23 protein-coding genes are annotated in these 24,982 nt (G+C 60.0%); 16 read left to right on the forward strand and 7 right to left on the reverse strand.

The window, feature by feature from the left end; translation table 11 throughout:
* Positions 1–260, forward strand: a 260-nt coding sequence (locus QRN22_RS18335; RefSeq protein WP_285403624.1) for an aldehyde dehydrogenase family protein, incomplete at its 5' end; no start/stop codon positions are given.
* A 226-nt stretch (positions 261–486) separates the two neighbouring features.
* Here QRN22_RS18335 and QRN22_RS18340 read toward each other — a convergent pair.
* Positions 487–1,437, reverse strand: coding sequence for an AraC family transcriptional regulator (locus QRN22_RS18340; RefSeq protein WP_042554576.1), 951 nt, complete (start codon positions 1,435–1,437; stop codon positions 487–489).
* A 96-nt stretch (positions 1,438–1,533) separates the two neighbouring features.
* On the opposite strand from QRN22_RS18340, the gene QRN22_RS18345 reads away from it, so the two are divergent.
* The 4 genes from QRN22_RS18345 to QRN22_RS18360 all read left to right on the forward strand — a co-directional run bounded on the left by QRN22_RS18345 (position 1,534) and on the right by QRN22_RS18360 (position 4,625).
* On the forward strand, positions 1,534–2,532 hold the full coding sequence (locus QRN22_RS18345; protein ID WP_042554570.1) for a zinc-dependent alcohol dehydrogenase family protein: 999 nt from the start codon (positions 1,534–1,536) through the stop codon (positions 2,530–2,532).
* Positions 2,533–2,633: 101 nt separating this feature from the next.
* Positions 2,634–3,383: an SDR family oxidoreductase gene (locus QRN22_RS18350; protein WP_042554569.1), complete on the forward strand. Its 750-nt coding sequence runs from the start codon at positions 2,634–2,636 to the stop codon at positions 3,381–3,383.
* Positions 3,384–3,522: 139 nt separating this feature from the next.
* On the forward strand, positions 3,523–4,308 hold the full coding sequence (locus QRN22_RS18355; RefSeq protein WP_042554568.1) for a PhzF family phenazine biosynthesis protein: 786 nt from the start codon (positions 3,523–3,525) through the stop codon (positions 4,306–4,308).
* Positions 4,309–4,406: 98 nt separating this feature from the next.
* Complete coding sequence (locus tag QRN22_RS18360; RefSeq protein ID WP_156152722.1) at positions 4,407–4,625, forward strand: hypothetical protein; 219 nt, start codon at positions 4,407–4,409, stop codon at positions 4,623–4,625.
* Positions 4,626–4,772: 147 nt separating this feature from the next.
* On the opposite strand, the gene QRN22_RS18365 is transcribed toward QRN22_RS18360, so the two are convergent.
* Positions 4,773–6,131, reverse strand: a complete 1,359-nt coding sequence (locus QRN22_RS18365; RefSeq protein ID WP_156152721.1) for an FG-GAP repeat domain-containing protein — start codon at positions 6,129–6,131, stop codon at positions 4,773–4,775.
* Between the two features lie 204 nt (positions 6,132–6,335).
* On the opposite strand from QRN22_RS18365, the gene QRN22_RS18370 reads away from it, so the two are divergent.
* A complete protein-coding gene (locus QRN22_RS18370) occupies positions 6,336–7,232 on the forward strand; it encodes a LysR family transcriptional regulator (RefSeq protein ID WP_042554574.1) in 897 nt (298 codons plus the stop codon).
* A gap of 92 nt (positions 7,233–7,324) precedes the next feature.
* Here QRN22_RS18370 and QRN22_RS18375 read toward each other — a convergent pair whose 3' ends face one another.
* On the reverse strand, positions 7,325–8,224 hold the full coding sequence (locus QRN22_RS18375; RefSeq protein ID WP_042554567.1) for a LysR family transcriptional regulator: 900 nt from the start codon (positions 8,222–8,224) through the stop codon (positions 7,325–7,327).
* A gap of 222 nt (positions 8,225–8,446) precedes the next feature.
* On the opposite strand from QRN22_RS18375, the gene QRN22_RS18380 reads away from it, so the two are divergent.
* The 4 genes from QRN22_RS18380 (at position 8,447) to QRN22_RS18395 (ending at position 12,488) form a co-directional block, all read left to right on the forward strand.
* A complete protein-coding gene (locus QRN22_RS18380) occupies positions 8,447–8,944 on the forward strand; it encodes a (R)-mandelonitrile lyase (RefSeq protein WP_042554566.1) in 498 nt (165 codons plus the stop codon).
* Complete coding sequence (locus QRN22_RS18385) at positions 8,922–9,701, forward strand: carboxymuconolactone decarboxylase family protein (protein WP_082045814.1); 780 nt, start codon at positions 8,922–8,924, stop codon at positions 9,699–9,701. The genes QRN22_RS18380 and QRN22_RS18385 overlap by 23 nt, the downstream gene beginning before the upstream one ends.
* Positions 9,702–9,861: 160 nt before the next feature.
* On the forward strand, positions 9,862–11,454 hold the full coding sequence (locus tag QRN22_RS18390) for a carboxylesterase/lipase family protein (protein WP_042554565.1): 1,593 nt from the start codon (positions 9,862–9,864) through the stop codon (positions 11,452–11,454).
* A gap of 41 nt (positions 11,455–11,495) precedes the next feature.
* A complete protein-coding gene (locus QRN22_RS18395; protein WP_042554564.1) occupies positions 11,496–12,488 on the forward strand; it encodes an aldo/keto reductase in 993 nt (330 codons plus the stop codon).
* Positions 12,489–12,675: 187 nt separating this feature from the next.
* Here the strand turns inward: QRN22_RS18395 and QRN22_RS18400 are convergent, their stop codons facing one another.
* Together QRN22_RS18400 and QRN22_RS18405 are read right to left on the reverse strand one after the other, a co-directional pair.
* Positions 12,676–12,954 carry a hypothetical protein gene (locus tag QRN22_RS18400; protein ID WP_042554563.1) on the reverse strand — a complete coding sequence of 93 codons (279 nt, stop codon included), beginning with the start codon at positions 12,952–12,954 and terminating at the stop codon, positions 12,676–12,678.
* 413 nt (positions 12,955–13,367) lie between these two features.
* Positions 13,368–14,060 carry a DUF421 domain-containing protein gene (locus QRN22_RS18405; RefSeq protein ID WP_042554562.1) on the reverse strand — a complete coding sequence of 231 codons (693 nt, stop codon included), beginning with the start codon at positions 14,058–14,060 and terminating at the stop codon, positions 13,368–13,370.
* A gap of 275 nt (positions 14,061–14,335) precedes the next feature.
* On the opposite strand from QRN22_RS18405, the gene QRN22_RS18410 reads away from it, so the two are divergent.
* The gene (locus QRN22_RS18410) at positions 14,336–16,438 is read left to right on the forward strand and encodes a TonB-dependent receptor (protein ID WP_052493813.1); all 2,103 of its coding nucleotides are present in this window, start codon (positions 14,336–14,338) and stop codon (positions 16,436–16,438) included.
* A 532-nt stretch (positions 16,439–16,970) separates the two neighbouring features.
* On the opposite strand, the gene QRN22_RS18420 is transcribed toward QRN22_RS18410, so the two are convergent.
* Complete coding sequence (locus tag QRN22_RS18420; protein WP_042554561.1) at positions 16,971–18,155, reverse strand: aldo/keto reductase; 1,185 nt, start codon at positions 18,153–18,155, stop codon at positions 16,971–16,973.
* A gap of 188 nt (positions 18,156–18,343) precedes the next feature.
* On the opposite strand from QRN22_RS18420, the gene QRN22_RS18425 reads away from it, so the two are divergent.
* Complete coding sequence (locus tag QRN22_RS18425; RefSeq protein WP_042554560.1) at positions 18,344–19,339, forward strand: AraC family transcriptional regulator; 996 nt, start codon at positions 18,344–18,346, stop codon at positions 19,337–19,339.
* Positions 19,340–19,447: 108 nt separating this feature from the next.
* Here QRN22_RS18425 and QRN22_RS18430 read toward each other — a convergent pair whose 3' ends face one another.
* The gene (locus tag QRN22_RS18430; RefSeq protein ID WP_042554559.1) at positions 19,448–20,413 is read right to left on the reverse strand and encodes a LysR family transcriptional regulator; all 966 of its coding nucleotides are present in this window, start codon (positions 20,411–20,413) and stop codon (positions 19,448–19,450) included.
* 166 nt (positions 20,414–20,579) lie between these two features.
* On the opposite strand from QRN22_RS18430, the gene QRN22_RS18435 reads away from it, so the two are divergent.
* From QRN22_RS18435 to QRN22_RS18450, 4 genes are all read left to right on the forward strand, one after another.
* The gene (locus QRN22_RS18435; RefSeq protein ID WP_042554558.1) at positions 20,580–21,893 is read left to right on the forward strand and encodes an MFS transporter; all 1,314 of its coding nucleotides are present in this window, start codon (positions 20,580–20,582) and stop codon (positions 21,891–21,893) included.
* On the forward strand, positions 21,890–22,645 hold the full coding sequence (locus QRN22_RS18440) for a class II aldolase/adducin family protein (RefSeq protein ID WP_042554557.1): 756 nt from the start codon (positions 21,890–21,892) through the stop codon (positions 22,643–22,645). Before QRN22_RS18435 ends, QRN22_RS18440 begins: the two co-directional genes overlap by 4 nt.
* A 4-nt stretch (positions 22,646–22,649) precedes the next feature.
* Positions 22,650–23,582, forward strand: coding sequence for a 2-hydroxyacid dehydrogenase (locus QRN22_RS18445; RefSeq protein ID WP_042554556.1), 933 nt, complete (start codon positions 22,650–22,652; stop codon positions 23,580–23,582).
* A gap of 78 nt (positions 23,583–23,660) precedes the next feature.
* Positions 23,661–24,677 (forward strand): histone deacetylase family protein, encoded by a 1,017-nt coding sequence (locus QRN22_RS18450; protein ID WP_042554555.1) that lies wholly within the window; start codon positions 23,661–23,663, stop codon positions 24,675–24,677.
* Positions 24,678–24,982: the final 305 nt, after the last annotated feature.

The raw sequence follows: 24,982 nt of genomic DNA on the forward strand, positions 1-24,982 counted from the left end.
TCAAGGACGAAGCCGAAGTGATCGCCATGGCCAACGACACCGAGTTCGGTCTGGCCTCCTACTTCTACGCCCGTGACCTAAGCCGCGTGTTCCGTGTGGCCGAGGCCTTGGAATACGGTATGGTCGGCATCAACACCGGGCTGATCTCCAACGAAGTGGCGCCGTTCGGCGGCATCAAGGCCTCGGGCCTGGGTCGTGAAGGCTCCAAGTACGGCATCGAGGACTACCTGGAAATCAAGTACCTCTGCCTGAGCATCTAGGCGCTCGCACGGTTGCTGTCCACATTACCAGCCGTGACTTCAGGGGGAGCGATTTGCCACGCGCCAAGCACTTTTGAATACCTGGCGGAAGCGACGGCTTTGGTGACCAGTAGGAACGACTACCTGGCAGGTTGGCTTGCGCACGGTCGAACAAGCGCTCTATTGCGGATGCGAGGGCGCCCAGACCGGATCAGCAGGCCGCGCTAGGTTGAATAGGCGATTCGATTCAGGTAGGAGTTGCCGATTGGTCAGGGCGCGAGTTTCTTGCGGAGGTTCGATGGTCGTGGCGCCATTGTCCGGGCGCTACACCAGTCGCTGCCTTGAAGGCACGGCTGAGCGCGATATCGGTGCCGTATCCCGTCTTTTCGGCAGCGACCGCGATGGAATGGCCTGCTGCAAGAATGAGCTTGGCCCGATAGATACGCCACGTTGCGATATAGCTCAGCGGCGGCACGCCGACAACCGACTTGAACAGGGCGGCGAAACTGGAGCGTGACATTCCGGCGTCGCGGGCGAGTTGCTCCAGCGTCCAGCGGTGCGCCAGATCGGCGTGGATGCGGTTCAGGGTCTGTGCCAGTTGGCGATGGGTCAGCCCGGCTAGCCAACCCTCGTGCATATTGCCCTCAGAGCTGGCCCAGGTGCGGATTGCCTGGATGAACAGAACGTCGAGCAGCCGACCGACAACGTAGGAGCCCCCGAGCGAGGCCTGCGCTTCCTCGGTGCCGATCTGTTCGAGTATGGACACCATCCGCCCGGCGTCTGACTCCGGCATCGCGATATGTACTACGTCAGGCAAGAGTGCCGATAGCGGCTCGCCGGCAGCGTGGTCAAAAGTGAACAAGGTCGAAAAGAACTCACACGCTTCACCATCCCCACCGAACGAGACTTTCTGGCCTGTCACGTGGTCAGCGATCTGCCAGCAGGGCACGGCGACGCGCTCCGGTGCATCGCCCAATATGCCCATGACTCCCTGCTTGATGATGAGGCAATCGCCTTGCTGAACCACGACCGGCGGGTGACCGATATGGGTAAACCAGCAGTTGCCCTTCGCGACGACGACAAGACGCGCCTGAGCTCCGCTGTCGAACGAGATCGCCCATGGCGCCTGGGCGTGTAGCCGGACGAAGAGCGAGCTTTCGAGCTGCATGGCGCTGAGCACGGAGTCGAATGGATGCATGACGATCTCGGACGATAGGTTATGAATTAAAGACTCCATGTAATGGATGATCCGGTCAAGCTCCGAGATACTTTTCCCACCAACATGGGGATACGTATGAAGATCTATCGTTTGCAGAAAATCGGCTCGATCAATGGCCTGGCTTTATGTGAGGAGCCCACGCCGCAGCCCGGCCCTGGAGAAGTGCTGATAAATATCAAGGCAACCTCGCTCAACTTCCGCGACCTCTCGATCATCAGCGGTCAGTCGCCGTTCCCTCTCGAAGAAGGGCGTGTGCAGTTGTCTGATGCAGCCGGGATCGTCGAGGCAGTCGGTACGGGTGTAACCCGCTTCGCGGTCGGCGACCGGGTGGTGAACAACTTCATGCCTGGCTGGCATTCAGGGTCGTTTCGCGAGTTCACACCGCAATATGGCACGCAGCTCGATGGCTGGATGGCCGAATATCGCGCTGTCGACCAGAACGAGTTGGTCGCTATTCCCGATTCGATCAGTTTCGAAGATGCAGCGACACTGCCATGTGCTGCCGTCACCGGTTGGAACGCCGTTGCCGGTGTCGGGCCGCAGCACAGCGTGCTGACCCAGGGCTCCGGTGGCGTATCACTATTTGCGCTGCAATTCGCCAAGGCGCGTGGCGCCAAAGTGATCGCGACGACCTCTTCGGCTGAGAAGGCGCAGCGGCTACTGGCATTGGGTGCCGACCATGTCATCAATTACGCCGAAAACCCCAACTGGGGCGAGCAGGCGAAAGCGCTTACCGATGGGCGTGGTGTTGATCGCGTCGTCGAGGTCGGTGGCCCCGGCACTTTCGCTCAGTCGCTCAAGGCGGTCGCGCTCAGCGGCCAGGTATCGATGGTCGGTGTGCTGGCCCAGGGCGAGATGCCCAGTTACCTCGAGATGTTCCTCACCTTCGCGCGGTTCCAGACGATCGTGACGGGCAACCGCCAGGATCTGCAGGATGTGATCGCGGCCGTGGCGCAGAACCGTATCCGCCCGGTGATAGACAGCCGCTTCAGCTTCGACGACGGCAAGGCCGCGTTCGAGCATTTCGGCAAGCGCAATCTGTTCGGCAAGGTCGTCATCACCAACGAACGCTGAGACCGAGCTTCCCAAGCTTTCAATAGCGCGCAGCAAGGCGGGTATCGACGCGTCGGTGCTGCGCGTTTATCGCGCTTTTCTCATTACATGGAGCATGCAACATGGCAAAACTGACGGGTAAAGTCGCGGTGATCACCGGTGGCGGAAGCGGCATCGGTCTGGCCTCCGCGAAGCTGTTCGCGGAGGAGGGGGCACAGGTTGTCATCGTTGGCCGCAGCAAAGCCGCCCTTGAGGCGGCCGCGGTTGAGATCGGTGAGCGTGCCGTGGCCATCGTTGCGGACGTTTCCGATCTGGCTGCGCTCGATGCGCTGTATGCCGAAGTTGGCAAGCGCTTTGGCAGGGTCGACGTGCTGTTCGCCAATGCGGGCGTGAACAATCTCGCGCCATTCGAAGCGGTCACCCCGGAAGACTTCGACAGGCAGTTCAACGCCAATGTCCGTGGGCTTTTCTTCTCCGTACAAAAGGCGCTGCCGCTACTCAGCGAGGGTGCATCGGTGATCCTCAACGCCTCGGTGGCACATAAGAAGGGCAGCCCGCTTCATTCGGTGTACGCCGCCACGAAAGCGGCGACCCGTTCGTTTGCCCGAAGCTGGACGACCGATCTCAAGCACCGCAAGATCCGCGTCAACTCGATCAGCCCCGGCCTGGTCGAAACGCCTATTTTCGGTAAGCTTGGCGTTCCAGCCGAGGCCATTGAGCAAGCACTGCCGACGCTACTCGAGGCGATGCCCATGGGCAGGGTAGGGCGGGTGGAAGAGGCCGCAACCGTTGCGTTGTTTCTGGCCAGCGGTGACAGCTCTTTCGTGACTGGAATCGATCTACCTGTCGATGGTGGCCTTGGGCAGGTATAAGGCCATGCTGGATAGGGTTCGAAACGGCAGCCGCGAGTAGTCGAGGCTCGTTTCGGCGGGTGCGGTCAACCAACAGGGTGAGTGGCGCTTCGAAGTGGCAACGCCCACAGACTCAGAGACAAGAACCGGATCGATCAGAATGCAGCTCGATATTTTCCAGGTGGATGCGTTTTCTTCCGAGGCGTTCGGTGGCAATCCTGCGGCAGTTTGTCCGCTTCAGGCCTGGCTGCCTGATGAAGCACTGCAACGAATCGCCGCAGAGAACAACCTGTCCGAGACGGCCTACTTCGTTCGTAGCGGTGAGGTGTTCGAGCTACGTTGGTTTACGCCTGCGGTGGAAGTCGACCTGTGTGGCCACGCCACCCTGGCAGCCGCCTGGGTGTTGTTCGAGCAGCTTGGTGAAAGCCGTGATACGGTGCGCTTCTCCACCCGCAGCGGTGAATTACGGGTACGCCGCGACAGCGGGCGCTTGGCGATGGACTTCCCGGCCAAACAACCCGAAGCCGCAGCTGTTCCGCCCGGCCTTTTGCAAGCGCTGGGGCTGGAGCGAATCGATGCGCTTTATCGCACAGATGATTACCTGGTCGTTGTCGAGAATGAAGCCATCGTTGCCGCTTTGAATCCCGACTTCGTTGCTCTGACCGAATTCGACGTGCGTGGCATCGCGGTCACCGCGCCGAGTCATCGCTTCGATTTTGTCTCTCGCTGGTTCGGGCCGAGGGTGGGCGTGAATGAAGACCCGGTCACGGGCTCCGCTCACACTTCTCTGGCGCCCTATTGGGCCGGGCGCCTGGGCAAACGCCGCCTGAGTGCTGAACAGGGTGGGGCGCGCAAGGGCCGTTTGCACTGTGAGGTTCTGGACAGCGGCAGGGTGATAATCAGTGGGCACGGTGCACTGTACTTGCGCGGCACTATTTTCATCTGAGGTCAGTGCATGCAGAGTCAGTCATACTCTGAGTAGTTAGTCGGCTGCAAAGATAAGAGCTTGAGGCGACCAAGCTCAATGCTTGCAGTGAGGCCTATTTGCGTGATGAGGCAAAATATCCAAGCTCTCTTGCTGATAGAGAACGGGCAAAAACTAATTCCCGAGAGGTCTTCGAACTCAAGAAGTTTGGCTTTGCCGTATGGTCGGATGTGCAAGCAGGCGCTGCTATAACAGGAGCGATATTTTCGGGGAATTTCGTCGCGCTGGGCTTGGGTTCGCACAGTGAAATTCCAGAAATTATTGATGAAGTTCGTTAACTGGACTACATCAAGGTCTTGGCGCCGAGCTCAATGCCACGGCATTCCAGGTCGACGGTCATGAGCGCCTGACGACTTCTGAGCTTGGACAGGTTCTGCCACGGACGTGCGATGCGATGCGCACGTAACAGGATAAAGTCACATGCTCTAGTTGCGGTCTTTGCTACGAGCTGGCGTCAATCTTTGCTGCGCGGGCAGGGCGTCTTGATAGCCTTGTTTATCGGTAAGCAGCAGCCTGGCTTGTGTGCCCCAGCCGCCAATGAAGATGTCGGTCTTGCCGTCGCCATCGAGGTCGCCAGAGCCCATGCTCCAGCTTCGGCCAACGGTAATGCCAGGTACCGCGTCAAGCGTGACATCCTTGAAGAAGCCCTTGCCATCATTCTGCCAAGCCCTCAACTGCAGCGGCACGAACCCAGGTACCTGAATCGCGCCGGCGAGAATATCCGGGGCACCGTCGTTGTTGAAGTCGACTATCTTGCCCGCCCAGCTCGAGAAGCGGTGCGCTGGCAGGCGTTCGGCGGTTTCGTCAATGAAGCGGCCTTTACCGTCATTGATCAGAAGCCGTGTCTGAGGATCTTTGTCCCAGCCGAAGTTATTGCTCGTGATGTTGAAGAACAGAATGTCATTGAGGCCATCTCCGTTCGCATCGAAAACCTGCACTTCGCGGGTTTCCATCGGCACTTGCAGATCAAGCCGATCAGATGCGTCGGTGAACCGGCCTTGTCCATCGTTGATCAGCAATCGGTTTGGATGGGCCGGGCTCGCGATCACCATGTCCAGATGGCCGTCGCCGGTCATATCGGCAAGTGCAATGCTTTCCGTCTGATCATTGCTATCGGGGAGGTGTGTTTTCGTGGCGTCGATGAAGTGCCCTGGGCGCTTCGGATCGTTGAGGAAGAGCAGGTTGCTAGCCGGAATGATCTGCGCATCTGGCGTGTGCCCCGTTTCGCCTGTACTGCCCACCACGATATCAGGCAATCCGTCGCCGTTTACGTCGCCGACTGCCAATCCATTACCTTGGCTATGTGCCGGGAGACGCTCGCTGGCATCTATAAAACCACCTTTGCCATCACCCAGAAACAGTTGGTGTACCTCATCGGATTCAGCGACGAAAACCACATCCATATTGCCGTCGCCGTCGAAGTCGGCAGCTCTCACATGCTCGTTGTCATGAGGCTCTGTCCCAAAGGCATCGGGCACGTAAGTCAGTCGCCCGGTGCCATCGTTCAAATAAAGCCTGTTAACCCCGTACTCGACGGAAACCACCACGTCCAAATGCCCGTCATTGTCGACGTCGATAAATACCGAGTCGGTAGCGTGAAGACTGGGGGCGATGGGAACATGAGTTGCCGTGGCGTCGACATAAGCGGAGGAGGGGCTCTCGGGAATCAGTATGAACGCGTCGGAAGCGGGGTTTCTTGTTCCGTCCTGAGCTCCCGCAGCTCCCGCCATTACGGTGACTGATGCGAGGAGCGTAATGGGTGATTTTAGAAAGCGTCTCATCATCGTGATCGATCCTCCGCAGGCCATGGCATTGGCACATAGTGAGCAAAGACTCTAACCCGCATGAGCCGCTGTGATTAGCCGCTTGAACACACTTGGACTTATGACGGTAAGTCATAAATTTTTGCTGGGAGCTATCATCCGTTCTTCGGTTCTGGCCGTGGATGACTCGCGGTTTGAGTGGTGGGGTATGACGGGGAGTCATTAATCATGCAGGACGAACTTGGCAGCCTGGCTGCCTTCGTGGCGGTGGCGCAATTGAACAGTTTTACCCGGGCCGCTGGGCGCCTCGGGACGTCTCAGTCCGCGTTGAGTCATAAAATCCGTCGCCTCGAAGGTAGACTCGGCATCCGCCTGCTAAGCCGAACCACTCGCAGTGTTGCACCCACTGAAGCTGGCGCTCGTCTGCTGGAAACGCTTGGTCCGGCGCTGGAGGATATACATCGGCAACTGGGTGCGTTGACGGGGGCTGCTGACCAGCCGGCAGGTACGGTGAGGATCACCTCCGCGGATCATGCTGCAGAGACCATTGTCTGGCCTGCTGTACACACGCTGCTTTCTGATTACCCCGATCTCAACATCGAGCTCGATGTGGACAATGGTTTTGTCGACATAGTCGCGGAGCGCTACGACGCCGGTATTCGCCTTGGCGCCAACCTGGACAAGGACATGGTTGCCGTTCCGATTGGCCCACCGGAGCAGTTGGTGGTGGTGGGTGCGCCTTCTTATTTCTCCACATGCCCCAAGCCCGAAACTCCTTTCGAGCTTTCGTCCCACCGATGCATCAATCGTCGCCTGCCCACCTTGGGCGGCGCATCAATGTGGGAGTTCGCGCGGGACGGTCAGCCGCTGAAGGTCAGAGTATCCGGCCAGCTGTCGTTGAACAGGCCTGAGTTGATAATTCAAGCCGCCATGTCAGGGCTCGGTTTGGCTTGCTTGTTGAGATCGCAAGTTGAGGCGCAGATCAAGGCGGGGAGTCTGCTACCGATTCTGCAGCAGTGGTGCCCATCATTTGCTGGGTATCATCTCTACTACCCGAGCCGGAGGCAGAATACAGCTGCTTTCCAGCTTCTTGTCGCAGCCCTGCGATACCACGAAAATTAGCGGCTGCAGAAGGACATTGGTGCTAACACGAGGCTGTGATTGAGAGGTGATCGTTGCAGCAACATGCAGCGCTTGAGCGATTAATTCGCGAGTCACGGCGCTTGGTGATAACGCAGCGCGTTGATTACCAGAGTGAGTGCCGGCGAGACCTGTCGCCTGCTAGCGTAGTAAATGTGGTAGCCGGGGAACGTGGCGCACCAGTCTTCGAGTAGCGGCTCTAGCTCCCCGGACTTGAAATGCTGCTCCAGAATATCGAATGGCGCATAGACCAGCCCCCGGCCATCAATAGCTGCTTTGATCATGAGAAACGCGTTATTGAAGATGACCTGCCCTTCCACGCGAACACTGAGCTCGTTGCCATCTTTTTCAAACTCCCAGGCATAGAGGCCGCCGTAGGTAGGCAGCCGCAGGTTAATGCAATCGAACTCGGTCAGCTCATGGGGGGAGGCCGGTGGACGTTTCCCCTCCAAGTATTTAGGCGCCGCGCCTATTGCCATCCGCATGTCCGGCGCGATGCGCGTAGCGATCATGTCTTTATCTACGCTGTCGCCAAGCCTGACGCCGGCGTTGAAACGTTGGGCCGCGATATCGGTAAAGCCGTAGTCCGCGCTGAACTCGATCTGGATGTCCGGGTATTCTTCCAGCAACGGCAGCAGCCTGGGCCACAGCACGGTTTGGATTGAATGGTCATTTGCCGTGATGCGCACCATCCCGGCGGGCTTCTCGCGCAAAGCGGTCAGGCTCGCGAGCTCCTCTTCAATCTCACTGATTCTCGGCGCGACAGCACTCAATAAGCGCGCGCCCGCTTCAGTGGTCGAAACGCTGCGCGTGGTGCGTGTCAGCAATTGCATGCCGAGCAGTTCTTCCAGCGCGCGCATTTTGTGGCTCAAGGCGGAGCGCGATATACCCAGCTGCGCCGCTGCCCTTGTGAAGCTCCGCTCCCGCGCCGTAGTCGCGAACGCTAACAAATCATTGAGATTGGGCTTTGCCATTGGTGAGCTCAGTGCACTAGTGCGTTCCGTTTTTACCATCTTATCAGCAAGTGCATTAAGCCCTAGTGTGATTAGGCAGCATTACGCTTGGCGGTAGAGGTTGTATCCAGGGTTCTTTAGGAGTGGTTGCCGCCGCCGCCAGACTGCCATTTGCCGAAGCACCAGAACGCATCACGGTGCCCCATTCCAAGCAGGTTAGGCGATGTTTACAGGAGAGTTGTCATGTCCACCCCCTTAGTAAGATTTGCCTTATGCGCTGCAGCGCTTCATGTCGGCGCGTCGAACGCTGCGGGTGAAGAACCTGCAAGCGATTCGAGCCAGCAGATAGTCAGAGCCGGCAGCGAAGCATCGATCGTTGGGCCTGCGGAGTATTTCACCGGCCCGGTTCGTATCGACATGATCTGGCCGGCCGAGGGCGGCATCAATGTGTCGGGAGCGCTGGTGACGTTCGAGCCTGGATCTCGCTCTGCCTGGCATACCCATCCCGTTGGCCAGCGTTTGTCAGTGGTCTCGGGTGTCGGACTCACTCAGGAGTGGGGTAAGCCGATCCAGGAGATTCGCCCGGGTGATGTCGTGTATTGCCCACCAGGCGTGAAGCACTGGCATGGAGCCTCACCGAAAACGGCCATGACGCATTTGGCTGTTACCGGTGTGCAGGCGGATGGAAAAAATGTCGAATGGATGGAGAAAGTCAGCGATGACCAATACCACGCTCACTAAGTGCAGCAGCATCTGCATGCTGGCTGTTGGCGGCTTGTTAAGCCTGGCCACGGCCGTCAGCCAAGCCGCTCCCGCAACAAACTCGGATCGCGCCCGAAGCAGCACGCAATCCACTTCCGAGACACTTTCCGCCCAGCAGCAGGCGATCATTCCCATCGCGGCCTTCGCGGCAGCAGGCAACATCCCTAAGTTGGAAGAAGCGTTAAACCAGGGGCTGGACGATGGGCTCTCGGTTAGCGATATCAAAGAAGTACTGGTGCAGTCATACGCCTACGCTGGATTTCCCCGCAGTCTGAATGCGTTGGGCAAGCTGATGGAGGTTGTGGAGTCACGCAAAGAGCGTGGCATTAAGGACAACCCGGGGCGTGAGCCAAGTCGCGAGATCCCCACCGGTGACGCGTTGCTGGAAGCCGGTACTGCAAACCAGACCAAGTTGGTAGGCCAGCGGGTAGAAGGGGCATTGTTCGAGTTTGCGCCTGCCGCTGATACCTACCTGAAGACCCACCTGTTTGGTGACATCTTCGAGCGGGACAACCTGGACTGGCAAAGCCGCGAACTGGCAACCGTCAGCTTTTTATCTGCACTTCCTGGCGTGGAGTCCCAGCTTCAATCCCACATCCGCATCAGCCGGAATGTTGGCCTTACCACAGGTCAGCTGAGTCAGGCGGCGCAGGTATTGACCGAGCGCGTAGGCGCCGACAACGGGCAGCGTACTCGCGATGCCATAGCAGCAACGCTAGATAATTCCGCGGGTTGATCCGCGGTTGCTATCTCGCCGCGAATCTTCATTAGAACGAGCGGTTAAGGCCCAACCTTGGTACGAACCACGGTTGGGCCTCTATCAGCTGTGGCGGTGAATCCAGCGCCATCGTACTTGGATCCCGACCTGGCGATACCTTAAATACTCAAGGATTCACATGCATAACCTGATTTCGCGGCGTTGCCTTTTGGCCACCTTCGCGCTTGTCGGAGGGCTTTGCGCCACTCTTCCAAGTCAAGCCGATGAGCGTCTTGCTATCGACTTAACATCTGGCCCCATCATTGGAACAGCAGCCGGGGGCATCGAGTCCTGGCAAGGGATTCCATATGCCGAGCCACCGGTGGCGGATTTGCGCTGGCAGCCGCCGCAGCCTGTCAAACACTGGACGGCTCCCATCAAGGCTAACGCATTGGCAAGCAGCTGCGTGCAGAATGCGGACTTGGGCGTTTTCGCCAAAGCGGGTGGAAGTGAGGATTGCCTTTATCTCAACGTCTATCGAGATGCGAATACCAGCAACGATGGCCAGAAACTGCCTGTTTTCGTTTGGATACATGGCGGTGCTCTTCAAGTCGGCCAAGGCGGCGATTACGACCCGAGCAAACTTGCCAAGCAGGGTAACGCGGTGGTGGTAACGCTCAACTACCGCTTGGGTGTATTCGGCTTCCTCGCACACCCTGCACTCGATAGTGAAGGGCATGACTTCGGCAATTACGGTCTGATGGATCAGCAAGCTGCCCTGCAGTGGGTGCAAAGCAATATTGCAGCCTTTGGCGGAGATCCTTCCAACGTAACGATTGCTGGTGAGTCATCTGGCGGCAATAGCGTAATGGTGCATATGGCCTCCCCGCAGTCGGCCGGGCTGTTTCAACACGCGATTGCGATGAGCGGCGGCGGTGTAATGACCCGGCATCCGGCGTTCGGTGCCCCGCGGCCGTTGGCGGTTGCGCGAGAAGTCGGCGCAGCCTTTGCGAAAGAGGCCGGTTGCGACACCGGTGGAGCCAATTGCCTGCGCGCGTTACCGAGCAAGCGAATCCTCGACATTCAGGCTCCATTCGCGCTCAACGAATTCATCGTTGATGGGAAGTCGCTGCCGATGCATCCATCCGATGCCTACCGTACAGGGAAAATCAACCGTGCCACGTTGGTCAACGGGAGCACCCGCGATGAGGGGCGATTTTTCGTCGCACTGCCAGAGCTGATGACCGGCAAGGTTATGAAGGAGGCGGACTACCCCGTAGAGGTCGAGCGCATGTATGGGAAGGCGCTGGCACCAAAGGTCATGCTCGAGTATCCCTTCGAAAATTATGACAGCCCAAGTGAGGCGTTCGCCGCAGCTGCCACTGACAGCATGTTCGCTTGCACCGGCCTTGAGATGAGTCGAGTTCTGGCAGACAAGATCCCCGTATACGCCTATGAGTTTGGTGATCGAACCGCGCCGTCATATGTCGGGCCTACCTCGTTCCCGATGCTTGCAGCCCATACCTACGAGCTGCCTTACCTATTCCCCGGTTTTCGCGGTGGCGGTGACGTGCAGGTCAAGCTCAATCCCTTGCAGGAGAAGCTCTCCGACCAGATGGTCGCTCACTTCTCAAACGTCGCTGCGCTTGCTGGCAAGCAGAGCGACTGGCCACGCTTCGATCCCAGGCAGGACAACGTCATGACCTTTGCACTGCCTACTGCCAAGGTGGTATCCGGCCGCTTCGCAGACACGCACCACTGTGAGTTCTGGGATCAGACCGGGGTGTACTGATCGCCTAAAGCGACTGTTGTAACTAGTAATAGAGACAGATTATGAAAAAGCGAGCTCTAGGTATCGACAAACTCGACGTCTCGGAAATCGGCTTGGGTTGCATGGGCCTGACCTTTGGATACGGCCCTGCGACCGCGAAGAATGACTCCATCAAGCTCATTCGTTCGGCGCATGATCTTGGCGTCACGTTCTTTGATACTGCAGAAGCCTATGGCGCGGAAAACGAGGAGTGGCTCGGAAAAGCCGTTGCTCCATTTCGTGACAAGGTCGTGTTGGCAACCAAGTTCGGCTGGAAGGATGGCAATGCTGCTACCGGTGAGCTGGACAGCCGCCCTGAACGCATCCGTCTAGTCGCCGAGCAATCGCTGAAGCGTCTTCGGACAGATCGTATTGATCTGTTCTACCAACACAGGGTTGATCCGCAGGTTCCAATCGAAGAGGTGGCTGGCGCAGTCAGAGACCTGATCGAAGAGGGCAAGGTTGGCCATTTCGGGCTATCCGAAGCCGGGAGCGCGACGATCCGCCGTGCGCACGCGGTGCAACCTGTGGCAGCACTCCAAAGCGAGTACTCCATGTTCACCAGAGACCCAGAGGCAGTGATCCTTCCGACGCTAATTGAGCTGGGAATAGGATTCGTACCTTTCAGCCCTTTGGGCAAAGGATTTCTCAGCGCGAAGATCACCGCGGAGACTCAATTTGGAAGTGGCGACATCCGCAATACGCTGCCACGTTTTCAGGGTGATGCACGTCTTGCCAATCAACAGATCGCTGAAGCAATTAGCGTCATTGCGCAGCGAAAGAAGGCAACACCCGCTCAAGTGGCACTGGCATGGCTTCTCGCTCAGCAACCGTCGATTGTGCCTATTCCTGGAACGACTAAACTGCATCGTTTGCAGGAGAACGTAGGGGCGACCCAGGTACATCTCAGCGAAGCAGAGATGCTGGAAATCGGCAGCATTCTCGAAAGGCACCCTGTTCAGGGTGAACGCTATACAGAACAAGGTATGCAGCTAGTTGATACTACGTCCGCCTAAACCTCCCTGCTGACGATAGGGCCACTGACATAACCGCCGGTGATGACTGTGATGCCTGTTGGTGAAGGTTTCGGGGCTTTAGCACGATGACCTAGCCGAACCGTACAAACGTATTCGCCGACGGAAGTGGGGCATGGTCCGAATGCCGTGGCGATTACCGTGGATGGGGAGGGGCGCGACATTGCCTCTAAACATGCCCACTGCCTCCCTGCGCCTCGCACAGCGCCTGGCGATAGAGCACCACCATTTCTTCGAGCAGGTCCTTTGCGAATAGCGCTGCGGCGTGCACTAGCAGGCCTTCGGGGTGTTCGCCTTTCTTGCGGATCAGTTCGTCGAATATGTCGGCCAGCAAGCTGGCACGCAGTTCGGCGTCACCCTGGGTATCGCGAGGGGGTGGTGGGCAGGTTTTCGGAATGGGGCTTTGCCGTCTGGGGAAACGAACGACCGGGCTGCGTGGTTCAGCCATGGCGCACCTCCTGGCTGGAGGCGAAGGGTGTCAGTGTGCAGGTAGGGTGGTGCCCTGGCGTAAAAGCTGGATGGCGCATTTTCCTTATGCTCCCTGGTTTGCTTAAGGAGCTGCCACCGATCGTTCTGACTCGATTTGGGTGGCAGACCGTACGGGGGTCAGAAACCGGAAACCAGGGGAACCGGCCAGGCCGAAGCCTGCCCCGCACGGCCTGCCATAAAGACGCAAGCGAGCATGTACATGCCCACTAGGCTATAGCGCTAGTGCGTTCCTGATTTCTCGGGTTCTGACGCCCGGTCGCGGGATAGACCGTGACCGGCGCACTCTAGCTCGCAGGTTTGGCGATGGCAACCTTGCGGCCTCACCAGTGCGCTCGCTTTCCTTTGCATGAGCAGGGCCCTCGAGGGTGTTGATCAGCGCAAGCGTTGATGGCGCAGCGCGAGGGACCAGATGCGGTGCTCGCAGCGCGGGCAGGTTGCCTGCTGCTGGTTTTCGATGCGTTGCGCATGGCCGCAGCGGACACAGGCATAGACGTCATCACGCGGCACCTGCTCGTACTCGGGGCGGTGCTCGGGTGGCAGCACCGACAGTCCTGGCTTGATGGCCTCGGGTGGGTAGAAATACAGGCTGACATCGCCGTCGGTCTCCAGAATGCCAAGGCGAACCTGGCCGAGGTGCTCGACGCCTTGCTGGCGAAGCTCCATGAAAAACTCTTCGGGGGATATGTTCAGGTGATCCAGGCTGTTGAGCTCGTACAGCCCGCCCTGGATGATCGTTACCGGTTTGCCTTCCATCCAGTCCGAGAACCGCTCGCTATGGCTCATCACCAACACGGTGACGCGGTAGAGCAGCAGCAAGGTGACGAAGACCATCGCCACCGGCAGCAGGGGCACGTCGTCGTAGAACGACACGTCGCCCGCGGCCGAGCCCAGCGTCAGGATCACCACCAGCTCGAACAGCGAAAGCTGCCGAATGCCGCGCCGGCCACTGACCTTCAAGAACAGAAAAACCACCACGAAAGCGAACAGCGCGCGGAAGGCCACTTCCCCCAGAAACAGATAGGGGAAATCACCCAGCAGCATGCGCTGCCAATCGAATGCACTCATCAGCCGCTCCGTGAAGGTTTCTGTATGAGGTTGAGACCTGCAGGATGGGAAATGGGTCGGGTGGCGTTATGCGTTGCGCTGGAGGGCCTGGCCGAGCGGCTCCACTGGTCGCGGGGCCGTGGACAGAGCGAACCAGAGGTTTTTAGCGTGAAAACGTGGCCATTCGTCAGGATGCCGACGCCTGGGGCGCAGACCCTGTGAAAGGAATATTAAATGTTATGGTATAACGTTTTTAGCTTATGTCATGGCCATACACAATCAGGGAATTCTGCTTCATGTACGCATCTGCGAATCGCAGCAACGTTTGGGTTTTTAGTGGTGCAGCACTGGTCTGCGTGGTGTCGTGCGCATCGGTTGCAGCGGAAGGTGAAGCCGATGGGGTCACCGAGCTAGGTGCAATCGAAGTCGTAGGGGAGGGCGGTAATCTGGATCGTGCCAGACCACTGGCGCGTGGCAGGGTAAGCAACGCATCGCAAAGCCTTCCGGCTGCGGTCACCACGATCACGGATGAGGACATTCGCACGCTCAATGTCGACCGCGATATCTCCAACATCTACCGCCGTGTGCCGGGGGTGGTAGCCAACAACATCGACCAGGGCGACACCGGCAATGGCTTCCGTATGCGCGGCTTCACCACCAACGGTACCCATGGCGCCGACGTGGCGGTGTACGTCGACGGCGTACCGCAGAACATTCCGTCCAGCCAGGGTGGTGCCGGTCACGGCCCGGTTTTCCTCGAATGGCTGACACCTCAGATGATCAAGCGCGTCGATGTTATCAAGGGCCCGGTATCGGCGCTGTATGGCGACCAGAACCGTGCAGGTGCGGTGAATATCGAAACGCTCGATGGGGGGGACGTGGCGTCGAGCATTGGTGTGGACATCGCCAGCTTCGATGGTCGCCGAACCAACCTGGTGCTGGGCGGCGAGCATGAAGGTTTCCAATCGTTGTTCGTGGCGGATATCTACAAGACCAATGGTTATCGCAAGGCCGCTGAGACCAACCGCGACAACTACTTCTGGAAGCTTTCCAAGGTCTTTGGCGATGCGAAGTATTCGGCGCGCTTCAGCCACTACGAGTCGGATTTCAAGAACGATGGCTACCTCAATTTACCCGCGCTCAAGGCCGGAACGATCAGCCGCCGTGATACCGATAACCTGTATGGGTTCGGCAACGCCAACCGAAACACCTACGTCTTCAATCGCGCACCTGCTGAGGGAGAAGAGGGGCTTTACTACACGGCGTACTTCGAGGATTTCAAGCGTGTGCGCGGCATTTCCAATGGCACCAACACCCACAATTACGGCAAGGATGATCGTGACATCTACGGTGGTCGCCTGGCCTACAACTTCGTCTACGAAGACTCGGCATCGCTGATGGTCGGCGCCGACGTGCGCCGAGACAAGGGTGATGCCTACCGTCAGCAGTACCGCAACTTCGAGCCCACCCCCAATTTCTACTTCGACTTCGATCAGGATCTGATCACTTACGGCGTGTTTGCCCAAGGACAGTACAAGCCGCTCGATTCCCTGAAGGTGTTAGGCGGTATTCGCTATGACCGCTTCGATTACGACATCGAAAACCTCAAGTTCCGCAACGCCGATACCGGTTATCACAGTTCGGTGACCACACCGAAGCTGGGGCTGGTGTGGACGCCGACCGAGCAGTTCGAAGTGTTCACCAATGCTTCGCAGGGCTTCCGCTCGCCAGCTGCGGAGTACATCAGCTCCGGCAGCAGCGGCGCTCTGCCGCCCAGCGACACGGGTGGCCGAATCAATGGCAGCGTGCGACCCAGCAAGGTGACGTCCTATGACATCGGCTTCACCGTGCGTCCGACCGAGCGTTTCTCCAGCACCACCGAGTTCTATTACATTCAGAACGACAGCGAGACCTTGCAAACCTCGCCGGGAGTCTTCGAGCAGGTCAGCGACACCACGCGCAAAGGCGTGGAAACCAGCTTCAACTACCAGGCCACCTCCACAGTCAGCACCTACGCGAGTTATGGCCGGATCATCGATGCGGTGATAGACAACCCACCCAGTGGCACCGGTGACCGGCTCGTGGTGCCTGAACACACCTACAAGGCGGGGGTTCAGTATCGAGATGCTTTCATGGCGGGGCAGTTGACGCTCAATGCCGATGCGTACCACCTCACCGGCATCCCTTACTACGTGGGGAGCGAGAAGAAGGAAATGCCCGTCTATACCCGGTATGACCTGCGCGCGTCCTATGACTACAGCGACTACCAGTTCAGCGTGTACGGGACTTTCCAGCCCCACCGTTACGGCACCGAAGTCGCCTATGGCACCACCAGTGGATTGGTGATCGTCCCGCAGCCTTCTACAACGTTGGGTGCGTCGGTCAGGTACTTCTTCTGACCATCGGCACACTGGTGCACGTCGCGCCATGGCTGCATGTGGGCGCCGGTCCTCGAGCCGGCTGCCCACCTCGAGTCGACTCAGTCGATTGGCATAGCGCAAGGCTGGCCGCTCCCGGCACATCACTGCTTGCAGCGGTGGTCCGAGAGGTGCTGCGTGTGATGTCTGGCTTTTGCGGGCCGGCGGTTCGAGTGCGCTGATGGCCGCGAAGGTGATGGGCATAGTTGAGCTTGCAGGCGATCAGATCATTGCGTGGCGAGATTACTTCGATGTGAACTTCGCTCAGAAGATCTCCGATAGCCAGTAAGTAGGTCGTGCCGCGACCGTGCCTCCCGCGGATTACCGCTTTGCGTCGATCCTCGAAATGCCCTCCAATTCACCTGGTTGGCGATGGCGGGCACTTTCAGGTGTGGTTCCGCTCGCATCTCCTTCGCACGGTGCCCAGCAGATGACAACGCGTCGATTCGCTCGCGATGCCTCTCTGATGAGCGTCTTCGAATGCGTGACGCCAGCAGCTCGCCAATAACGCCAATCAGGACGTTACCGGTGCTTGAGCATCGATCAAGCTCTGGCTCTTCAGCTCGTCCCAGAAGGCTGCGGGAATACCGACCTTCATCGCCTGGACATTGGAAACTATCTGCCCCGGCGAGCGTGCACCGGGAATGATCGCGGACACTTGCGGGTGCGCCGCTGCGAACTGTAGGGCGGCGGTATGGATATCAATGCCATGTCGGCTGGCAACCGCCATGATCCGCGCGCGTTTTTCCACCGCCCCGGCAGGCAGATCCTGGCTGAAGTTGTAGCGGCTGCGACCGCCCAGAAACCCATCATTCAGCGGTGTTCCCACCATGACGCTGGTGCCTTTGCTTTGCAATGCCGGAAAGGTGTTTCGCAGTGCATCGCCGTGGTCCAGGAGTGAATACTGGCAGGCAAGCAATACGATGTCCGGTGTCGGGTCATCGCTGGTCATTGCCTGTACCACGGCGTTGGGTGTATTGACGCCGAAGCCCCATGCCTTGATGAGGCCCTCGTCACGCATCTTTTCAAGCTCGACCATCGCGCCCGTGCGGGCGATTCGATACGCCGCTTCCCAGCCGCCCTCCAGCTCGGTGTTATCGGGTGACACGTCATGAATGAAGACGATGTCGATACGGGGCAACCCCAAGCGCTGCAAGCTGTCCTCCACGGAGCGTCGTGTACCTGCTGCGGTGTAGTCGTAGCGGTAGTTGAACGGCGCGGGCGACTTCCAGATGGCATGATCCGCCCGCTGACCACCCGCCGCCGTGAGCACGCGACCGACCTTGGTGGACACCACGTAGTCGTCTGGCGACTTGCCACGCAGAAAGCGGCCCAGGCGGTATTCGCTCAAGCCAAACCCGTAGAAGGGCGAGGTATCGTAGAGCCTGACGCCAGCGCCCCAGGCCGCCTGCAGAACTGCGTCCGCCTGCTCGTCGCTGATCGGCGCGAAGATATTGCCGATCTGCGTCCCGCCCATACCAAAGCGCTGAGACGTCATGTATCTCATCGTGTGCGAAGGCGAATTGACGGGCAGGTCAGCACGCACGAGCTGCCCCTGCGTGCGCATCACGCTTCCGCGCTCGGTCAGGGAGGTGGGCACGGTTGCTGGAACCGCCGAGCTCGCGACGCTCGAGGCCGGCAGCAGAGCAGCCGCAACGGCGCCAGCCGCCGAATAGGTAAGAAAATCTCGTCTGTCCATCCAAATTTCCTTTCGCGACTGAGTGTCCACGGATTTATCGAAGCCGGTATTGGTGCTAGAAATTAGAGCAACGAGGGGTGCTCGGGTGACCCTAATGCGCCTCATCTTTTGCACAATCCTGCCGATATGCTTGTGCTGGCCACGCACTCTCAGCAGACTCGAACAATCCGTTAACAGGGGCGCATGTGATGACGAGCGGTTCCTTCTCGCAGTTCGGTTTCGGGCACGTGCATTCCCCTACCTCGAGCGATTCCGCTCAGCCCAACGAACGCGTCCAGGCACTGCGGGGGCTTATCGATAAAGTCACCCGGCAGATTGGCTTGAACGAGGTTTGCACGACATCGATTCCAGGCCTGACCTTTTATCGAATGGCCGAACTCGGTACGCCCACTTACTGCATTTACGAGCCCTGCGTGGCCATCATCCTGCAGGGCGCGAAGGAGATCACGTTCGGTGAGGAGGCCTGTGAGTTCAGTCAGGGGGTGTTTTTCGTTACCTCGGTGGACATACCGACGTTGGCTCGGGTAACTGCAGCCAGCGAGCGAACACCTTATCTGTCCGTTGTGTTGAAGCTCGATCTTTCCATGCTCAATGAGGTAATCCAGACCCTGGAGGCACCACGGCAGGAGGCGGCTTCCGAGGCGCGGGGGTTTGCATCGGGCGCAGCGTCGGGTGAGATGCTCGACGCCTTCTCGCGACTCTGCACACTGACCGAGCGGCCGCTCGAGGCCGGCTTGATGTCGGATCTCGTCAAGCGCGAGATCTGCGTTCGGCTGCTGCTCAGTGGCGCGGGGCAGTGGTTGCGCAGCGTCACTCGCGACGGTTATCGAGACAAGGGCATCGTCAGAGCCATTGAATGGCTTAAACATCACTACGACAAACCGCTGCACGTGGCCGATCTCGCCGAGCGATCGGGAATGGCCAGCTCTACGCTGCATCACAACTTTCGCAAGCTGACAGGCACCAGCCCGGTTCAGTATCAAAAATCTCTACGGCTGCAAGCCGCGCGCAGCCTGATGTTGACCGACAGGGTCGATGTGAACACCGCTGCGCTGAGGGTCGGCTACGAAAGCGTCGCGCAATTCAGCCGCGAGTATGCACGGCGTTTCGGGGCGCCACCCTCGAGAGACATCAGGCAGGCACGGGAGCAGGGGGACAGGCTGGACCAGCCCCATCACGCATGAGGCTCGTGTGCAGGACGACGCTGAAAATCGTCGGTCTACTCGCTCCCTCTCCATGAAGCGCCACGATCCTGAACGGCTGCAGCGCAGCGGCTGTTCCGAGCTGACTTTTCAAAACCGATCCTGCAACTCCGTCGCCCGCAATGCCTGCTCGAAGCGCTCGAGAAAGATCGCTTCGGCGTGGGTGCGTTTCTGGTCGCGGTTCCAGAGCAGGTAGACGTCCACGTCGATCACCCCTTCGGCAGGCGGCAGGCGCCAGACTTCGCCGGCTTGCACGTCCCTGGCGACGATATGTTCCGGCAGGCAGCCGATGCCATAGCCGGCGGCGACCAGGCGGCGTATTTCGTCGAGGCTGGGCGAGGAGGCCACGATGCGGCCGGTGAAGCCCTGCTGGTCCCTGAAGATGGTCAGTGGCGAGAGGTTGCCGCCGATCTGGTCGCTGGTGAAGCTGACGAAGTTCTCGCTTTGCAGGTCGCCGAGTTTCAGGTTCTTGCGCCCGAACAGGGGGTGGCGCCTGCCGCAGAAGAACGCATAGCGCTGCTTGAGCATCACGCGTTGTTCCAGGCGCGGCTGCGGCGTTCGGCACAGGCTCAGGCCGAAGGAGGCGGTTTTCTGCAGCAGCGCGCTCACCACGTCGGAGCTGCGCAGCACGTCGAATTCGAACTCGACCCTGGGGTAGTCGACATGGAAATTGGCCAGGAAGTCGTCGTAGAAGCTCGACTGGATGCGGCTGATCATCAGCATGCGGATCTTGCCGGCGACGGTTTCCTCCGGGGCATCCAGCGCCGGGCCGAGGCGCGAGACGGTGCCGTAGAGTTCGGCGGCGATCTGCATGACTTCTTCGCCGGCCTTGGACAGCGCGATGCGTGGGCCGCTGCGAATCACCAGGGCGCTTTCCAGCTGTTCCTCGAGGCGTTTGAGGGCCTGGCTGACGGCCGGCTGGCTCAGGTGCAGGCGGGCTGCGGCGCGGCTGATGCTACCTTCCTGGCCGATCACCAGGAAGGTGCGCAACAGGTTCCAGTCCAGCCGGTCGTTGAGGAAACGACGGGCCTCGGGGTTGCGGTGGCCGGGGTTCATGGGCGTTCGATTATCCGCTGTGCTTATACTTGAGTATTGATATTAGAAGCTTTGCTTAGCATAGGGGTGGGGGCATGATCTAGCAATGCACCGCCAGAGTGCGACCGATCCCGTACCTGGGATGTGCTTTTTCTCCTGCCTATAAAAACGAATCCGGGAGCTTGCGATGACTACACCCACCTCCACGCCGCGCCGTGCCGCGGCGGCCGCCTTCATTGGCACCACGATCGAGTTCTACGATTTCTATATCTATGCCTTCGCCGCCGCGCTGGTGCTGGGGCAGCTGTTCTTCCCCAGCGATAACGCGGTGTTGAGCACCATGGCGGCCTTCGCCACCTTCGCTGTCGGTTTCATCGCGCGGCCGTTCGCCGGGGTGGTATTCGGTCATCTCGGGGATCGTCTTGGGCGCAAGAAGATGCTGCTGTTCACCATGGTGCTGATGGGCGTGGCGACCACCTGCATCGGCTTGCTGCCAACCTACGCCCAGGCCGGTATCTGGGGCCCGATCGGTCTGGTCGCGCTGCGCTTCCTGCAGGGTATTTCGGTGGGCGGCGAGTGGGGCGGCGCGGTGCTGATGGCCAGCGAACACGCGCCCAAGGGCCGCAAGGTGTTCTTCGCTTCCTTCGCGCAACTGGGTAGCCCGGCTGGCCTGCTGCTGGCGCTGATCGCCTTTCGCGCGATCAGCGAGATGGATCAGGAGGCGCTGATGAGCTGGGGCTGGCGCGTGCCGTTCCTGCTGAGTGGCGTGCTGATGATGGTGGGTCTGTTCATCCGCTTCGGTGTTCCCGAGTCGCCGGAGTTCGCCAAGGTCAAGGAGCAGAAGCAGACCTCCAAGAGCCCGGTCAAGGATGTCATCCGCCATAGCTGGCGGCAGATTCTGTTCGCCGCCTTGGCGGTGACCATCGGTTCCGGTGGGTTCTTCTTCACCAACACCTTCATGATCACCTACGTGACGCAGTACCAGGGCATATCCAAGTCGACCATTCTCGACTGTCTGTTCCTGGTGACCATCCTGCAGTTTCTCTCTCAGCCGTGCTCGGCGCTGCTCGCCGAGCGCTTCGGTGAAGGGCGCTTCCTCAAGTGGGTGGCGGGGCTGTGCATGCTGGTGCCGTACCCGATGTTCCTGCTGGTGCAGACCGGCAACCTGATCTACATGACGGCAGGCATCGCCCTGGCCGTATTGCTGCTGGCGGCGCTGTATTCGGCGATCGCCGGCTACATGGCCGAGGCCTTTTCAGCGCAGGTGCGCTACTCGGGCATTTCCATCGCCTATCAGCTAGGCAGTGGCCTGACCGGTGGTTTGACGCCGCTGATCGGCACCTACCTGGCCGGCCAGTACGCCGGGCAGTGGTGGCCGCTGGCGCTGTTCTTCAGCGTCCTGGCGCTGATGTCGCTGGTTGGCGTCATCGGCCTGGCCCACCTGCGCGCCAGCGAGCGGCAAACCGTCAGCCTGTCCAACCCTGAGGCCGTTACCCCATGAGCAAACCCGATACCCTCACCGAGGTCGAATGGCAGGCCCGTTGCGACCTGGCCGCGCTGTACCGGCTGGTCGCCTACTACCGCATGACCGACCTGATCGACACGCACATCACCCTGCGCGTGCCAGGCCCCGAGCATCACTTTTTGATCAACCGCTACGGCGTTGCCTTCGAGAAGATGCGCGCCAGCGACCTGGTATTGATCGACCTGCACGGCAATGTCGTGGATCGTCTGGACGGCCAGGGCCGGGTCAACGCGGCCGGCTTTGTCATCCATTCGGCGATCCACGCTGCACGGCCGGACATGCAGTGCATCGTGCACACTCACACCGCCGCCGGAATGGCCGTGGCCGCTCAGCGTGACGGCCTGTTGCCGCTCACTCAGCACGCCCTGAAGTTCTACGGCAACCTGGCGTACCACACCTATGAAGGCATCGCGTTGTCGTTGGAAGAACGGGCTCGTCTGGTGGCGGACCTGGGTACGCATAACGCGATGATCCTGCGTAACCACGGCTTGCTGGCCGGTGGTCAGAGCGTGGCGCATGCCTTCCACGAGATCTATTTTCTCGAGCGCGCCTGCCAGGCGCAGATTCAGGCGATGGCGGCAGGCGTGGCGCTGAACATCCCCAGCGAGGAGGTCTGTCGGCATACCGCGGCGCAGTTCTCCCGCGATGGCATCGAAGGCATCATCGACCTGGCCTGGCAGGCCGCCCTGAGCCTGATCGATGACCAGCGCAACGATTGGTGCAGCTAGGCTCATGGCGCGCATCGTATTGCTCTGCAGAGAGCCGAAACTGGAAGACTGGCTGGCCGGTCTGTTCACCCGAAATGCCCCGCATCTGCAGGTGTTGCGCCCAGGCGAGGAGGGCGCCGAGCAGGCCGAGGTCGCGGTGTGCTGGTATCCCGCAGCCGGAAGCCTGGGCAGGCTGCCGGCGCTGCGGCTGATCCATTCGATCGGTTCCGGCGTGGATCATCTGGAGCATGACCCTTCGCGGCCAGGTTCGATTCCCGTCTGCCGCGTGGTGGACCCGGACCATAGCCAGGGCATGGCCGAATACGTGCATTGGGGCGTGCTGCATTTTCACCGCGGCTTCGACCAGGTGCTCAATGGTCGCCAGAGCCAGAAGTGGCTGCGGCCGGTGCAACGTACCGCGCGTGACTTCAAGGTTGGCGTCATGGGCCTGGGCTCCATCGGTACGCCGGTGGCCTCGCGGCTGGCGCAGGCTGGCTACACCGTTCGCGGCTGGGCTCGCACCGCGCGCGAGCTCCCAGCCGTCGCCACCTTCGCCGGTGATGCGTCGCTGCCCGAGTTTCTCGACGGCCTCGACCTGCTGGTCAATCTGCTCCCGCTGACCCCCGCGACCCGCGGTCTGCTCGACCACGTGGTGTTCGCACGTATGGCCGAAGGGGCTGCACTGATCAACTGCGGCCGCGGCGAGCACGTCGAAGAGAGCCATCTGCTCGAAGCGCTGGCCAGCGGTCAACTGCGCGGCGCGCTGTTGGATGTGTTCGCCGAGGAGCCACTGCACAGGTCGTCGCCACTGTGGCAAGCACCGGGTGTGTGGGTGACGCCGCACATGGCCTCGGCCGCCTCCGATGCCTGCATCGCCAGCCAGATCGCCGACAACCTCGAACGCCTGAATGCGGGCCTGCCTTTGAACAATCAGGTCGACGCTGAACTGGGCTACTGAAATGACAGGCGCTGCTGGCCGTCAGCCTCGGCGCTGGCCGCCGGCACCGCGAGACCAACGCTTTTGACGAGAATCGCCATGAAGACTTTCTTCCATCCACACCAACGTCTGCATCATCCACGCTCCTACCTGTCCCGCGGGCAGATGCGCGAGCCCCAGGAAGTGCCGGCGCGTATCGACCCGCTGCTGGCCATGGCGCGCCAGCTGGGCTTCGCGCTGATCGAACCCGAGGATCACGGCCTCGCGCCGCTGAGTGCCGTGCACAGCACCGCTTATCTGGAGTACCTGCGAGACGCCTACACGCAGTGGCACGAAGTGGACGAAGACTGGGGCGACGAGGTGATGTCGAACATCTTCATCCGCGAGAACAATCCGCTGCGCGGCATCCTTGGCAAGACCGCACGCTACCTGGCCGACGGCAGTTGCCCTATCGGTGAGCATACCTGGCAGGCCGCCTACTGGTCGGCGCAGGCGGCAGTCGCTGCCGCTGCGGCGGTGCGCGATGGCGAACCCCAGGCCTACGCCCTGTGCCGGCCGCCGGGCCACCATGCCCGTGCCGAAGGAGCCGGGGGCTTCTGCTTCCTCAACAACGCCGCCATCGCCGCCGAAGTGCTCAGGGCTCGTTTCGACAGGGTGACCATCCTCGATACCGACATGCACCACGGCCAGGGTATCCAGGAGATCTTCTACGAGCGTGACGAGGTGCAATACATCTCCATCCACGGCGACCCGACCAACTTCTACCCGGTGGTGGCAGGCTTCGATGACGAAACAGGCAGCGGCCGAGGCGAAGGCTACAACCTCAACCTGCCGATGCCCCATGGCGCGTCCGAGGCGGATTTCTTCGCCTACCTCGGCCAGGCCGAGCGGGCCCTTCGCGACTTCGCCCCGCAGGTGCTGGTGCTGTCGCTTGGCTTCGACATCTACGAGAACGACCCGCAGTCGAAGGTCTCGGTAAGCCATGCCGGCTTCGAGGAACTGGGTCGTCGCATCCGTGCCCTCGGCTTGCCTTGCGTGGTGGTGCAGGAAGGCGGCTACGACATCGCCACCCTCGACGAAAACGCCTCGCGTTTCTTCAAGGGGTTGCTGGGCTGATCATCGTTGTCTGGGCGGCCGGCAGTCGATCTGGAGGTCCCCGATTGCCGATTGTGCGATCTCCCGCTTGCGTGGTGCTGGTGCTGGAGGTGGTGAGGACCTCTGCCCTTACCCTCACGTAACGCGGTGGCTCGAGCAGGTGGAGAGCCTGCATGGGGATTTTTCCAAGCCTCGGGATCTGCACTGGGGTGCCGCTCAGCAGGCCTTTGCCATCCGCTCAGTGAACACTTGTGAACAATTGTCACGACTTCGCTTTCGATCAGGGGGGCGTTGTTACCGTCTCGCGCACTGGGCCATGCGTCTGC

It is taken from the genome of Pseudomonas sp. MEJ086 (assembly GCF_030209025.1).
Classification (GTDB): domain Bacteria; phylum Pseudomonadota; class Gammaproteobacteria; order Pseudomonadales; family Pseudomonadaceae; genus Aquipseudomonas; species Aquipseudomonas fulva_A.